The following is a 14907-nucleotide window of genomic DNA, read 5'->3' as shown; positions in this document are numbered from 1 at the left end:
CCCGGCAGCAGCCGGGCTTTTTGTTGGCCGAGACACACCCTCAGCCTTCGTCGCTCGCCAAGGCCGACGCGTTGATCTTGACCTCGTAACGCTCGCGCAGCGCATTCAGGAAGGCCCGCAGGTCCTGCGTGCCCAACAGCTGGGCGTATTGTTGACCGATGGTCTTGAGCCGTTCGTCGCCCTTCTCGACCTTGGCGTCCTTCACCGCGTCGATTCGGAACAAGGCATACCCGGCACCAGCCAGTTCGACCCCCGTATAGGCCGGCAACGGACTGGCCGCCGCCGAGAAAATCGCGGCCATCAGATGGGGCGGCAAGGTGGCCACGCCCCTTTTGAGCTTGAACTCGTCGCCCCATTTCAGCGCGAGCGACTCGCCCGCCTGGAGTTTCGCCAACTTGGCTTCGCCCTGCTTGACCGCGAGTTCGGCCGCCTTGTCTTTGCGCAGCGTGTCCTCGACTTCGCTCTTCACTTCGTCGAAGCTGCGCTGACGTGCCGGTTCGTGGGCGACCACGCGTGCCGCCATCATCGTGTTGTCGCCCACGTCGATGGCGTCGGTGTTGTGTTTGTCCTTGAGCACGTCATCCGAGAACAGCGCACGCACCAGGGCCTCGCTCTCGTGGCCGCCCAGGCCCGTCGCCTTCGCATCGATCCAGCCCTTGGTTTGTTCGACCTTGAGCCCGAAGGCATCAGCCGCAGGCTGGAGACTGTCGGGCTGTTCGTAGACCATGTTGGCGAACTGCTCGGCCACTTCGAGGAAACGGCGGTTGGCGGCCTTCGCGATCAGGTCGTCGCGAATCTTGTCGTGCATGGCCTCGAGAGACGGTGTCGTGGACGGCCGGATGTCGTCAAGACGGATGATGTGAAATCCGAATTCGGTGCGGATGATTTCGGGAATCAAACCGGGGGTCTTGGCATCGAACACCGCTTTTTCGAACGGCGCCAGCATGGCGCCACGACCGAAGTAACCCAGGTCTCCTCCCTTCGCCGCGGACCCCGGATCGTTCGATTCGCTCTTGGCCAGCGCCGCGAACTGGTCGGGATTCGCCTTGATCTTGCCGAGCAGTGCTTCCGCCTTCGCCTTCGCCGCCTTGACGTCGGCTTCGGGAGCATCGGTGGCCACCTCGATGAGAATGTGACTCGCCTTGCGCTCTTCTGGCGTACCGAGGGATCCCTTGCGCTGTTCGTATTCGGCCCGGATCTCGTCCTCGCTCACCTTCACCTGGGACTTGACCGCATCCGGCGTCAGCACCACGTAGCTGGCCTTGATCTTGGCCGGCTGCGCGTAGTCTGCGCTATGCTCGTCGTAATACTTCCGGGCCTCGTCCGCATCGACCTGAACCTGCTGGGTGAACTCATCCGCCGTGAGCTGGACCATGTGGACCGTACGCTCCTCGAGCTGAGCCTCGAGAAAACGTGAAATCACGCCTTCAGGCACCACCGAGGCCTCACTGACCGCGGTCACGACCTGCTGATTTTCAAGATCCGCCCGGAGCTTCTCCTGGAAGCCCTGAACGGTCAGGCCCTGGGCGCGAACGGCGCGCTCGTAGCGCTGCATCGAGAACTGACCGTTCTCCTGAAAGGCCTGAATCCCCGCGATGGTGTCCCGCAGTTGCTCGTCGGTCACCGAGAGGCTGTGCTCGGCGGCATAGATCGCCAGTACGCGCTGATTGATCAGATTGTCGAGCACGGCGCGCTTGAACAGGGGATTTTGAAAGGTTTCCGGATCAACGGGCGTATCGCTGGCGGCTCGCATGCGATCCTGCTGATTTCTCAACGCATTCCGGAAATCAAAGACACTGATCTTGGTGCCGCCGACGGACGCCACCTCGTCACCACCGGTGCGGTCCTTGAGATAGGACTCGACACCCCAGAAAGCAAAAGTAAGCGAGATCACGCCGAGAATGAGCTGCGCGATGCGTTTGTTGTTACGAACTGCCTCGAACATGGGATCGACCGGGAAATTGAGCCAGAGAGAGCGAAGACGGGAGTGTAACCCCGCTTGGCTTCAGGTCAAATTTAAGTAAAAAAAAAGGCGAACATGTGCTCGCCTTTTTTGATCGCTGGCGGAGTGGACGGGGCTCGAACCCGCGACCCCCGGCGTGACAGGCCGGTATTCTGACCAACTGAACTACCACTCCGGCGCCTTCGCGCTGGTGGGTGCTGACGGGATCGAACCGCCGACATTCGCCTTGTAAGGGCGACGCTCTACCAACTGAGCTAAGCACCCGCGCCGGGCTACGCCCGAAAGCGCGCTAGTTTACTGCATCCTTGAGCGCTTTGCCAGCGCGGAACTTGGGCACCTTGGCCGATTTGATCTTGATGGCGGCCCCGGTACGCGGGTTGCGTCCGGTACGGGCGGCGCGCTTGCCGACATAGAATGTACCGAAGCCTACGAGGGTCACCGTTCCTCCCTTCTTCAGGGCCTTGGACACGGCATTGATGGCGGCATCCAGCGCGCGACCCGCCGCGGCCTTGGAGATCTCGGCATCATCGGCAATCTGATCGATCAATTCGGATTTGTTCACAAATGTCCCCTTCTTTTCTGGTGTGGATTTCGCATCATCGGCAACGCCCCTGAGCTTTGTGACAACGGCGTTTCAGCCTGATGCGCACAGAGGTTATAGCGTGCGATTTTTGCCAATGTCAAGGCGCGCCGCAACGCGGGGGGCGTGACGAAAAGACGACGGCCGCACAAGGCGGCCGTCGTTGAGTTGCGTCAGTGAGCTCTTACGCCATGCTCTGCATCGCCCGGATCGGGGCTGGCGACCGGCGTATCACCTTGCTCCCCCTTGGGGGGCAACGGCTCCGGCATTCGCTCGAGCGCATGCTTGAGCACCTGATCGATCCACTTGACCGGAACGATCTCGAGCGCATTTTTGATGTTCTCGGGGATATCGACCAGATCCTTGACGTTTTCTTCCGGGATCAACGCCTTGGTGATACCACCGCGCACCGCCGCCAGCAGCTTCTCCTTGAGACCGCCGATGGCGAGCACTTCACCGCGCAGCGTGATCTCGCCGGTCATGGCGACATCGCACCGCACCGGAATACCCGTGAGGATCGACACCAGCGAGGTGGCGATCGCGATGCCGGCCGATGGGCCGTCTTTCGGAATCGCACCTTCCGGCAGGTGAATGTGGATATCCTTCTTCTGGTAGAAGTCTTCCACGATCCCCAGCGATTCGGCACGGCGACGCACGACGGAGAGGGCCGCCTGAATGGACTCCTGCATCACCTCACCGAGCTTGCCGGTGTTGATGATCTTGCCCTTGCCCGGCAACGCTACAGCCTCGACGGTGAGCAGTTCCCCACCGACTTCGGTCCATGCCAGACCCGTCACCTGACCGATCTGATTTTCCTTTTCGGCCACGCCGTAGGCGTATCGGCGCACGCCCAGGTATTTATCGAGCGTCTTTGCATTGACGACGATCTTGGACTTTCGGCTACGCAACACCAGCGAGCGGACCACCTTGCGGCAGATCTTCGAGATTTCGCGCTCCATGCCCCGTACACCTGCCTCGCGGGTGTAGTAGCGCACGATGTCACGCATCGCGTCGTCGGTGATCGTCATCTCGGTCTTCTTCAGACCGTTGTTGCGCATCTGCTTGGGCAGCAGATAGCGCTCGGCGATGTTGACCTTTTCGTCTTCCGTGTAGCCGGACAGCCGGATGACTTCCATCCGGTCGAGCAATGGCGCCGGAATGTTCAGCGTGTTGGCCGTGGCGACGAACATCACGTCGGACAGGTCGAATTCGACCTCGACGTAGTGATCGACGAAGGTGGCGTTCTGCTCCGGATCGAGGACCTCGAGGAGCGCCGACGAAGGATCGCCGCGGAAGTCCTGCCCCATCTTGTCCACCTCGTCGAGGAGGAACAGCGGGTTCTTGACCGCCACCTTGGTCATGTTCTGGAGAATCTTGCCGGGCATCGAACCGATGTAGGTGCGCCGATGACCGCGGATCTCGGCTTCATCCCGAACTCCGCCCAGCGACATGCGTACGAACTTCCGGTTGGTCGCCCGTGCGATGGATTGCCCAAGCGAGGTCTTGCCGACACCCGGAGGTCCGACCAGGCAGAGGATCGGGCCTTTGAGTTTTTCCACGCGCTGCTGAACGGCCAGATACTCGACGATGCGCTCCTTGACCCGCTCGAGGCCGTAGTGCTCCTTGTCGAGCACCTTCTGCGCTTCCTTCAGATCCTTGTGGATGCGCGAACGCTTCTTCCACGGCAGCCCCGCCAGCGTCTCGATGTAGTTGCGCACCACGGTGGCCTCGGCCGACATGGGGGACATCAGGCGCAGCTTCTTGAGTTCGGCGTTGGCCTTGGTGAGCGCTTCCTTGGTCATGCCCGCGGATTTGACCTTGCGTTCGAGCTCCTCGAGATCCGCGCCGTCTTCCCCTTCACCGAGCTCCTTCTGGATGGCCTTGACCTGCTCGTTGAGGTAATACTCGCGCTGGCTCTTTTCCATCTGGCGCTTGACGCGCCCGCGGATGCGCTTCTCCACCTGCAGGATGTCCAGTTCGGACTCCAGCTGGGCGAGCAGCTTCTCCAGACGCTCGACGGCGTCCGACATCTCGAGCACTTCCTGCTTCTGCTCGAGCTTGAGCGGCAGATGCGCCGCAATCGTATCGGCCAGCCGGCCCGGCTCCTCGATGCCGCCCAGGGAGGTGAGGATCTCCGGGGGAATCTTCTTGTTGAGCTTCACGTACTGGTCGAACTGCGCAATGATCGCCCGGCGCATGGCTTCGACCTCGTGCGAGGCGCCCTCTTCGACCGGCACCGGCGTCGCCTTGGCGGAGAACACCGTCCCCAGATCCTCGACGCTGTCGATATGCGCACGCTGAACCCCCTCGACCAGCACCTTGATGGTGCCGTCGGGGAGTTTGAGCATTTGCAGAATGTTGGCGACGCAGCCGGTTTCGTAGAGGTCGTCGGCGCTCGGTTCGTCCTGCGCGGCGGACTTCTGCGCCACGAGGAGAATGCTCTTGCCCGCGTCCATTGCGTTTTCGAGCGCCTTGATTGACTTGGGGCGTCCCACGAACAGCGGGATCACCATGTGGGGGAAAACCACCACATCACGCAGCGGCAGGAGCGGCAGCTCCATCTGCTCCTGCGGCAACTCCTGGATGCCAGACATGATTTGTTCCTTTGATTGGGGTCATGGGCCTATGTGCGGGCCCATGAGAAATTTTCAAGCCCACCCGAGGCCGGGGGCGACCCCGATCAGTTCGATCCGGCGACCTTCTGCTGGTCGGCGAAGAGAATCATGGGCTGGGACGAACCGTCGATGGCGCCCTCGTCGATCACCACTTTTTCCACGTTGTCCATGCCGGGCAGGTCGTACATGACGTCGAGCAGCGTCCCTTCGAGGATGGACCGCAGACCGCGCGCACCGGTGCGGCGCTTCAGCGCCCGGCGCGCAATGGCGCGCAACGCGCCTTCGCGGAATTCGAGCTCGGCGCCTTCCATCGCGAACAGCTTGCCGTACTGCTTGACCAGCGCATTCTTGGGCTCTGTCAGAATTGTGACGAGCGCCTCCTCGTCGAGTTCCTTCAAGGTGGCGACCACGGGAAGGCGGCCGACGAACTCGGGAATCAGGCCGAACTTCACCAGATCCTCGGGTTCCGCCTGCATCAGCGTCTCGGAAACGGACTTGTCCTGCTTGCTGCGCACCTCGGCGCCAAAGCCGATGCCGGCCTGCTCGGTACGATCGCGGATGACCTTCTCCAGACCGTCGAAGGCGCCGCCGCAGATGAACAGGATGTTCGTGGTGTCGATCTGGACGAAGTCCTGATTCGGGTGCTTGCGCCCGCCCTGTGGCGGCACCGCGGCAACCGTGCCCTCGATCAGTTTGAGCAGGGCCTGCTGGACACCTTCGCCGGACACGTCGCGGGTGATCGACGGGTTGTCCGACTTGCGCGAAATCTTGTCGATCTCGTCAATGTAAACAATGCCTTGCTGAGCCTTGTCCACATCGTAGTCGCATTTTTGCAGGAGCTTCTGGATGATGTTCTCGACGTCCTCACCCACGTAACCCGCTTCGGTGAGCGTCGTCGCATCGGCCATCACGAACGGCACGTTCAGCAGGCGTGCGAGCGTCTGCGCAAGCAGCGTCTTGCCCGAGCCGGTGGGCCCGATCAGCAGGATGTTGCTCTTCGCCAGTTCGACATCGTCCTTGGTGCCGTCGAGGTGGCGCAGGCGCTTGTAGTGGTTGTACACCGCCACGGCCAGGATGCGCTTGGCCTGCGACTGGCCAATGACGTACTGGTTGAGAATGTCGAAGATTTCCTTCGGCGTGGGCAGATCCGAGCCCGCTTCGCCACCCGGATGGTCGACAGCCAGTTCGTCCCGGATGATGTCGTTGCACAGCTCGATGCACTCGTCGCAGATGAAGACGGAGGGGCCCGCGATGAGCTTGCGAACCTCATGCTGACTCTTTCCGCAAAACGAGCAGTACAGCAGCTTTTCGCCGCCCGTTTTCTTATCCGTCATGGCGTCCTCTCGTCCTGTCTTCAGGCCGCATCAGCGCGGCAACTGAGCACCTTGTCAACAATACCGTAGCTCATTGCCTGCTCGGCGGACATGAAATTGTCCCGATCCGTGTCCTTTTCGATCTGCTCCATGGGCTGACCGGTGTGGTGCGACAGCATGCCGTTGAGCTTTTCGCGCAGGGTGAGGATTTCCCGGGCGTGGATCTCGATGTCCGAGGCCTGCCCCTGAAAACCGCCCAGCGGCTGGTGGATCATGATGCGTGAGTTGGGCAGGCAGAAGCGCTTGCCCTTGGCCCCTGCCGCCAGCAGGAACGCCCCCATGCTCGCCGCCTGGCCGATGCACAGGGTGCTCACGTTGGGCTTGATGAACTGCATGGTGTCGTAGATCGCCATGCCCGCGGTCACCGAGCCACCGGGGGAGTTGATGTAGAAGTAGATGTCCTTGTCCGGGTTTTCGGACTCCAGGTAGAGCATCTGCGCCACGATCAGGTTGGCCGTGGCGTCGTTGACGGGCCCGACGAGAAACACGACGTGCTCGCGCAGCAGACGCGAGTAGATGTCGTAGGCGCGCTCGCCACGCCCACTTTGTTCCACCACCATGGGGACCAGGCCCAGGGCCTGCGGATTCCAGTCACTCATCATCGTCTGTTACTCGGTTCGTCGTGTTGGTCGGGTCGTGTTTCGATCATGCCGCAGAGCCCATGAGCTCGTCAAAGTCCACCGACGTGTCTTCGGTCTTGGCGTTGGCGAGCACCCACTCCACCGCGTTGTCTTCGATCACCAGCGCTTCGGCCTGAGCCAGGCGTTCGGGCTGGGTGTAATACCAGTCGATCACCTCTTTCGGATCTTCGTAGCTCTGGGCGAAATCCTCGACGAGGGCGCGCACCTGTTCGGGTTTGGCGTACAGATCCTTCGCCTTGACGAGTTCAGCCAGCACCAGGCCCAGCTTCACGCGGCGCACAGCCTGTTCGGTAAACCAATCGGCCGAAATCGGCAGATCTTTCGTCTGCATGCCACGCTGCTCCATGTCGCGCCGGGCGTTCGCGGCCATCTGCTCGGCCTCGCGGTTGATCAGCGTCTGCGGCACGTCGATCGGATGGGCCTCCAGCAGCGCATCCATGGCCTGCTCTTTGATGCGAGCCTTGAGTCGACGGGAAACCTCGCGCTCGAGATTGGCTTTCACTTCCTCGCGCATCTTGGCGACATCGCCGTCGGCCACGCCGAGGCTCTTGGCAAACTCTTCGTCCACCTCGGGCAGCTTCGGCGCGCCGACTTCCTTCATGGTGATTTCGAATTCGACTTCCTGACCGGCCAGCTCGCTGGCGTGGTAGTCCTCGGGGAAGGTCATCTTGAAGGTCTTGGTCTCACCCGTCTTCATGCCCAGCGCGGCATCCTCGAAGTCCTTGAGCATGCTGCCGGCACCGAGAACGAACGGAAAATCCTTGGCTTCACCGCCCTGGAACACTTCGCCGTCCTTGCGCCCGGTAAAGTCGATCACCACGCGATCGTCGGCAGCGGCCTCGCGCTCGACAGCCTCGTAGCTGGTACGTTGCTTGCGCAATACATCGATGGTCTTGTCCACCTCGGCATCGCTCACTTCAAGGGTCGGGCGCTCGATCTGACGATCACTCAGGTCACCCACCGTCACTTCCGGATACACCTCGAACACCGCGGTGAATTCCATGGCGCCTTCGGCCGTGCCTTCTTTCGGCTCGATGCGCGGCTGACCGGCCACACGCAGCTTCTCTTCCTGGATCTTCTCGCCGAAGGCCTGTTCCAGCGCAGCGCCGATGGCCTCGGAGCGGGCCTGGCCGCCATGGGTCTGCTCGACCATCTTGAGAGGCACCTTGCCCGGACGGAAGCCTGGCATCTTCACGGTGCGTGCCAGCTGCTTCAGACGGGTCTGCACTTGCGCCTCTACGGTTTCCATGGAAATGGTCAGATCGATGCGGCGCTCGAGTGCGTTGGTGGTTTCCTGGTTGGTCTGCATGAAAATTCCCGAAAATTAAACCCGCTGACCCGCTGGCAAGGCATGCCGGACAGCGTCACGTTGAATGAAGACAAACGGGAATCTTATCACAGGCACACGCCGCGTTCTGCGTGTCGACGCACGGTGACACAAGGGAATCGCAGCCGTTTGCCCATCGTGAAAAAAGGCCACGGCGATGGGGAACCCGAAACACTCTTCGTTTCTCCTATAACTGACCGAGTCGAGTTTCTCAGGGACGTAAATGGCTTCAGTCATCACCGGGCGCTCCGTTGTATTGTTGACCTGCCAGCGGATCGCGCCACGCCGAACGGTGAGCACCATTCGTCGCCGAGCCCCGCTATCGCTGCCCCCTCCAGGAGACGAGTCATGAGCATCTTTAACGCCTACCAAGCCCGCTTCGAAGCGACACGCGAAGAGGAGATGTCGCTCCAGGAATACCTTGAACTGTGCCGGAACGATCCGAGCGCCTACGCCACCTCGGCCGAACGCATGCTGATGGCCATCGGCGAACCGGAACTGACCGACACCCGCGAAGACCCCAGGCTCTCGCGCATTTTCTCGAACAAGGTGCTCAAACGCTACCCGGCGTTCAAGGAGTTCTACGGCATGGAGGAGTCGATCGAGAACATCGTGTCGTACTTCCGACATGCGGCACAGGGGCTCGAGGAGAAGAAGCAGATTCTGTACCTGCTCGGCCCCGTCGGCGGCGGCAAGAGCTCTCTGGCGGAAAAACTCAAACGCCTGATCGAGCATGTCCCCTTTTATGCAATCAAGGATTCGCCGGTCAACGAGTCGCCCCTCGGGCTGTTCAACCCCGAGGAGGACGCGAAGCTGCTGGAGGACGACTTCGGCATTCCTCGCCGTTACCTGAACGCGATCATGAGCCCGTGGGCGGTCAAACGGCTGCACGAGTTTGGCGGAGACATCACCAAGTTCCGCGTGGTCAAGCTGCGTCCGTCGGTTCTGCGACAAGTCGCGGTCGCCAAGACCGAGCCCGGCGACGAGAACAACCAGGACATCTCCTCGCTGGTCGGCAAGGTGGACATCCGCAAGCTCGAAGCGCACTCCCAGGACGACCCGGACGCCTACAGCTACTCCGGCGGCCTGTGTCTGGCCAACCGTGGCCTGCTCGAATTCGTGGAGATGTTCAAGGCACCGATCAAGGTCTTGCACCCGCTGCTGACCGCGACCCAGGAAGGCAACTACAAGGGCACGGAGGGCTTTGGCGCCATTCCCTTCGACGGCATCATCATGGCCCACTCCAACGAATCGGAATGGGCGGCGTTCAAGAACAACAAGAACAACGAGGCGTTCCTCGACCGCATCTACACGGTCAAGGTGCCCTACTGCCTGCGCGTATCGGACGAGATCCGCATCTATGAAAAGCTGTTGCGCGAAAGCTCGCTGTCGAAGGCACCCTGTGCGCCGGACACGCTGGCCATGATGGCCCAGTTCGCCATCCTGTCGCGACTCAAGGAGCCGGAGAACTCGAGCATCTTCTCCAAGATGCGCATCTACGACGGCGAGAACCTCAAGGACACCGACCCGAAGGCCAAGTCCTACCAGGAGTACCGCGACTATGCCGGCGTCGATGAAGGCATGACCGGCCTGTCCACGCGCTTTGCCTTCAAGGTGCTCTCGCGGGTATTCAACTTCGATCACCGCGAGGTGGCCGCCAACCCGGTGCATCTCATGTATGTGCTCGAGCAGCAGATCGAGCAGGAACAGTTCCCCCCCGAGACGGAGAACCGTTACCGCGCCTTCATCAAGGAATATCTGTCGCCGCACTACGCCGAGTTCATCGGCAAGGAGATCCAGACCGCTTACCTGGAGAGCTACTCCGAGTACGGTCAGAACATCTTCGACCGCTATGTCACCTACGCCGATTTCTGGATCCAGGATCAGGAATTCCGCGACCCGAACACCGGCGAAATCCTCGACCGCAACGCACTCAACGACGAGCTTGAGAAGATCGAGAAGCCGGCCGGCATCAGCAATCCGAAGGACTTCCGCAACGAAGTGGTGAACTTCGTGCTGCGCGCGCGCGCCCAGCATGGTGGCAAGAACCCGAGCTGGACGAGCTACGAGAAGCTGCGCGCCGTCATCGAGAAGAAGATGTTCTCGAACACCGAGGACCTGCTGCCGGTGATCAGCTTCAACACCAAGTCCAGCGCCGAAGAGCAGCGCAAGCACCAGGACTTCGTCAATCGCATGATCGACAAGGGCTATACCGAGAAGCAGGTGCGCTTGCTGTGTGAATGGTATCTGCGGGTGCGCAAGTCATCGTAAGCGGTACCGGTAAGGTGGCTCACCGGCGGGGTGGCTGACGCCCCGCCGGCCCGACAACACGCCAGGGAGCGACCATGGTCCGGATCATCGACCGACGTTTCGACAGCAAAAAGAAGAGCACCGTGAACCGGCAGCGTTTCATGCGCCGGTTCAAGGGGCAGATCCGCCGCGCCGTCTCCGACGCGATCGAGGGCCGCTCGATTCGCGATCTGGACAGCGGCGAGCAGATTTCCATTCCCGCCAAAGACCTGTCCGAACCGAGCTTCCACCAGGGGCGCGAAGGGGTCTGGGAGCAGGTGTTCTCGGGCAACGACCGCTTTGCCGAGGGCGACGCCATCGATCGCCCGCTCTCCGGTGAAGGCGGTGGCGGCAGCAAGGCCAGCAAGGACGGCGAAGGCGAGGACGACTTCGTGTTCGCCCTCTCGCGCGAAGAATTCCTCGACATCTTCTTCGAGGACCTCGCGCTGCCGAATCTCGTGCGCACCCAGCTGGCCAAGATCACCGAATTCAAGTCGCGACGCGCCGGCTTCACCTCCGATGGCGTGCCGACCAACATCAATGTGGTCCGGTCGCTGCGCGGCGCCCTGGGCCGGCGCATGGCGCTGGGCGGGCCGCTGGCCGCGCGCGTGCGCGAGATCAACGCCGAACTGGAAGAACTCGAGCAGGACGAGATCGCCAACGCCGAGCGGATCAAGGCGCTCAAGGAAGAGCGAGCCAACCTGCGGGTGCGCATGGAGGCGATTCCCTTCATCGACCAGTTCGATCTGCGCTACAACAACCGGGTCAAGGAACCGCAGCCCGTCACCCAGGCGGTCATGTTCTGCCTCATGGACGTCTCCGGCTCCATGGACGAGCACAAGAAGAGCACGGCGAAGCGCTTCTTCATGCTGCTGTACCTGTTCCTGAAGCGGAACTACGAGCACATCGAAGTGGTGTTCGTCCGCCACCACACCATCGCCAAGGAAGTGGACGAGAACGACTTTTTCTACTCGCGTGAGTCCGGCGGCACGGTGGTCTCCAGCGCGCTGCACATGATGACCGACATCATCCGCGAGCGTTACAGCCCGAGCCAGTGGAACATCTACGGCGCCCAAGCCTCCGATGGTGACAACTGGGACAACGACTCGCCCCTCTGCTACAAGATCCTCGACGAGGAGCTGCTGGCCCTGGTGCGCTACTTCGCCTACATCGAGATCACCGCCGGCGAACCGCAGAACCTGTGGCGTCAGTACGAGGCGCTGTCCGAACGGCACCCCAACTTCGCCATGCAGCGCATCGAATCGCTGGAAGACATCTACCCGGTGTTCCGCGAGCTGTTCAAGAAGGAACCGGCATGAGCGACATCATTCTCGAACGCAAGAAGCTGCCCTCCGGGGCCGAGTGGAGCTTCGAGGCCATCGACGCCTACCATGAGGAGATCGCCCGGGTCGCCGCCGACTACGGTCTCGACACCTACCGGGTGCAGATCGAGATGATCACCTCCGAGCAGATGATGGACGCCTATGCCTCGGTGGGCATGCCGGTCAACTACCATCACTGGACCTTCGGCAAGCAGTTCCTGGCCACCGAACGGCAATACAAGCGCGGTCAGATGGGGCTGGCCTACGAGATCGTCATCAACTCCGATCCGTGCATCGCCTACCTCATGGAAGAGAACACCCTCACCATGCAGGCCCTGGTGATCGCCCACGCTGCTTACGGGCACAACGCCTTCTTCAAGGGCAATTACCTGTTCCGCACCTGGACCAGCCCGGACGCGATCGTCGACTACCTCATCTTTGCGCGCAATTACATTGCCCAGTGTGAAGAGCGCCACGGCGTGGAAGCCGTCGAGGAATTGCTCGATTCCTGCCACGCGCTCATGAACCTCGGCGTGGACCGCTACAAGCGCCCCCCCAAGCTGTCGATGGCCAAGGAGCGCGAGCGGCAGCAAGAACGCGAAGCCTATCTGCAAAGTCAGGTCAATGAACTGTGGCGCACCCTGCCCGAGCAGGAGACCAGCGAAGCGCCACGCGAGCGCCCGCGCTTCCCGCCCGAACCGCAGGAAAACCTGCTCTATTTCATCGAGAAGCACGCCCCGCTGCTCGAACCGTGGCAGCGCGAGATCGTGCGCATCGTGCGCAAGGTCGCGCAGTATTTCTTCCCCCAGCGTCAGACCCAGGTCATGAATGAGGGCTGGGCCAGCTTCTGGCACTACACCCTGCTCAATACCCTTTACGACGAAGGCTTGCTGGCCGACAGCTTCATGATGGAGTTCCTGCACAGCCACTCCAGCGTGCTCTATCAGCCCAACTACAACGACCCCTGGTACAACGGCATCAACCCGTACGCCCTCGGATTCGCCATGTGGCAGGACATCCGGCGCATCTGCGAGCAGCCCACCGACGAAGATCGCGCCTGGTTCCCCGAAATCGCCGGATCCGACTGGCGGGAAACGTTCGATTTCGCCATGCGCAACTTCAAGGACGAGAGCTTCATCGCCCAGTTCCTGTCGCCCAAGCTCATGCGCGAGTTCAAGTTCTTCGCGGTGGTCGACGACGACGAGAAGAGCAAGCTGTCGGTTTCCGCCATTCACGACGAACATGGATTCCGGGCGCTGCGCGAACGACTCTCGAACCAGTACAACCTCGGTTGCCGGGAGCCGAACATCCAGATATGGAACGTGGACGTTCGCGGCGACCGATCGCTGACCTTGCGGTATCAGCCCTACAATCGCCGCCCGCTGGCCGACTCTGCGGAAGAAGTCATGAAACATCTGGCACGCCTGTGGGGATTCACCGTCCGGCTCGAAACCGTCCAGCCCGACGGCAGCGCTCGGGTCAGCTACGAGTGCCGGCGCGAGAAACGACACGCGGGCAACGGCGGCAGCGCGCAACGCTGAAGCGCGGACCCGACGAGGGCATTCTCCGCCAGCGCTGCGGCCAGCGCACCCCCTCACGCCCGTCGCGAGAAACGGCGGGACCGCTCAAGCCCGCCGTCGTTACTGCCGTTATAGCGTGAGAAACCGCATCCGACCCCGCACGTGACGACACCGCTGCCGGGAAGGTCCACTGGAGGCAGCATGTCGACACCCACACTCGAAATCCGCAACGAAGACCCGTTCGAGGAAGCGCTAGAAGCCTTTTCACGCACGATCGAACATGACCTTGCCACCCGTCAGCTGACTTTTCCGACCTTCCTCGATCTCACGGTCCGTATCAAGCGCGTCTGCGACGACCCGAACAGCACCACCGACGCGGTGCTGAACGTCATCCGCCCCGATCCATTGCTCAGCGCCCGGATCATCCGCCTGGCCAACTCCGTCGCCCTCAACCCGTACGGCAAGGAAATCACCTCAATCGGTGAAGCGATCCAGCGGGTCGGGCTGGTGAATGTGCGCTCCCTCGCCTTCGCCGTCGCGACCGAACAGCTGGCGGCCGAAACCCGCAGCGCCGATGCGCGGCTGGTCGCCTCCGGCCTGTGGATGCACACCATCGACGTGGCCGCCTGGTCGTGGGGTATCGCCAAACACGTGCGCGCAGGCAACGCCGACACCGCCCTGTTCGCTGGCATGCTCAGCACCATCGGACAGTTCTATCTGCTCGCCCGCGCAACCAAGCACCCACCACTCGAAGACGACATGAACCGCTTCGCCGAATTCGTCGCCCTGTGGCACGAACCGGTCGCTCGGGCTCTGGTGAATGCCCTCGACGTTCCGGAATTGGTCAGCGATGTCTTCGATGATCGCAATCCGTACGGCGGCACCTGGCCGCCCAAGCAACTGCGAGACATCTATTTCATCGCCTGCCTGTGCGCCGACACACCCAATCCCTTCATTCAGTTCAGCCCGGAGATGCGCAGCTCATTGTTGCAGGCGGCTACGCGCGACGTGGACGCGGACCTGCTCGCAGAACTGCGCGACTCGGCTCGCGAGACGCGCGACAGCCTGCTCGCCGCGCTGCGAGGCTGACCGCACACCATGCGACTCTCTGCCATCGCCATGGGGCGTGTATAATCCGCCACTTGCTCTCGGGGTCGCCCCCGGCGATCCACCTTGCGAGGGTGGCGGAATTGGTAGACGCACTGGATTTAGGTTCCAGCGCCTTACGGCGTGAGGGTTCGAATCCCTCCTCTCGCACCACGCGTTCAGGCTTGCGC

General features: G+C 61.7%; 10 protein-coding genes and 3 tRNA genes. 5 read left to right on the top strand and 8 right to left on the bottom strand.

Annotation, left to right across the window (positions count from 1 at the left end; genetic code table 11):
• Positions 1-40: 40 nt before the first annotated feature.
• The 8 genes from G3580_RS09240 to tig all read right to left on the bottom strand — a co-directional run bounded on the left by G3580_RS09240 (position 41) and on the right by tig (position 8481).
• Complete coding sequence (locus G3580_RS09240) at positions 41-1945, bottom strand: SurA N-terminal domain-containing protein (protein WP_173764972.1); 1905 nt, start codon at positions 1943-1945, stop codon at positions 41-43.
• 116 nt (positions 1946-2061) lie between these two features.
• Positions 2062-2138, bottom strand: a tRNA-Asp gene (locus tag G3580_RS09235).
• A 13-nt stretch (positions 2139-2151) separates the two neighbouring features.
• A tRNA-Val gene (locus G3580_RS09230) sits at positions 2152-2227 on the bottom strand.
• Positions 2228-2252: 25 nt separating this feature from the next.
• Entirely contained in the window at positions 2253-2525 is a 273-nt protein-coding gene (locus G3580_RS09225; RefSeq protein WP_173764971.1) for an HU family DNA-binding protein, read from the bottom strand.
• Between the two features lie 191 nt (positions 2526-2716).
• Positions 2717-5137 carry an endopeptidase La gene (gene lon / locus G3580_RS09220; protein ID WP_173764970.1) on the bottom strand — a complete coding sequence of 807 codons (2421 nt, stop codon included), beginning with the start codon at positions 5135-5137 and terminating at the stop codon, positions 2717-2719.
• A gap of 86 nt (positions 5138-5223) precedes the next feature.
• Entirely contained in the window at positions 5224-6492 is a 1269-nt protein-coding gene (gene clpX, locus G3580_RS09215) for an ATP-dependent Clp protease ATP-binding subunit ClpX (RefSeq protein ID WP_173764969.1), read from the bottom strand.
• A 20-nt stretch (positions 6493-6512) separates the two neighbouring features.
• Entirely contained in the window at positions 6513-7133 is a 621-nt protein-coding gene (gene clpP / locus G3580_RS09210; RefSeq protein ID WP_228720822.1) for an ATP-dependent Clp endopeptidase proteolytic subunit ClpP, read from the bottom strand.
• A 43-nt stretch (positions 7134-7176) separates the two neighbouring features.
• Positions 7177-8481, bottom strand: coding sequence for a trigger factor (gene tig, locus G3580_RS09205; protein WP_173764968.1), 1305 nt, complete (start codon positions 8479-8481; stop codon positions 7177-7179).
• Between the two features lie 366 nt (positions 8482-8847).
• On the opposite strand from tig, the gene G3580_RS09200 reads away from it, so the two are divergent.
• The 5 genes from G3580_RS09200 to G3580_RS09180 all read left to right on the top strand — a co-directional run bounded on the left by G3580_RS09200 (position 8848) and on the right by G3580_RS09180 (position 14890).
• Entirely contained in the window at positions 8848-10770 is a 1923-nt protein-coding gene (locus G3580_RS09200; RefSeq protein WP_173764967.1) for a PrkA family serine protein kinase, read from the top strand.
• 74 nt (positions 10771-10844) lie between these two features.
• The gene (locus tag G3580_RS09195; protein WP_173764966.1) at positions 10845-12107 is read left to right on the top strand and encodes a YeaH/YhbH family protein; all 1263 of its coding nucleotides are present in this window, start codon (positions 10845-10847) and stop codon (positions 12105-12107) included.
• Positions 12104-13651, top strand: a complete 1548-nt coding sequence (locus G3580_RS09190; protein ID WP_173764965.1) for a SpoVR family protein — start codon at positions 12104-12106, stop codon at positions 13649-13651. Before G3580_RS09195 ends, G3580_RS09190 begins: the two co-directional genes overlap by 4 nt.
• A 141-nt stretch (positions 13652-13792) precedes the next feature.
• Positions 13793-14719 (top strand): HDOD domain-containing protein, encoded by a 927-nt coding sequence (locus G3580_RS09185; protein WP_173764964.1) that lies wholly within the window; start codon positions 13793-13795, stop codon positions 14717-14719.
• A gap of 86 nt (positions 14720-14805) precedes the next feature.
• Positions 14806-14890, top strand: a tRNA-Leu gene (locus G3580_RS09180).
• Positions 14891-14907 lie beyond the last annotated feature (17 nt).

Origin of the sequence: Nitrogeniibacter mangrovi (genome assembly GCF_010983895.1) — a bacterium.
GTDB lineage: Bacteria > Pseudomonadota > Gammaproteobacteria > Burkholderiales > Rhodocyclaceae > Nitrogeniibacter > Nitrogeniibacter mangrovi.
Note: the sequence above shows the minus strand (reverse complement) of the source record. Positions and strands in the feature narration are given on the sequence as shown.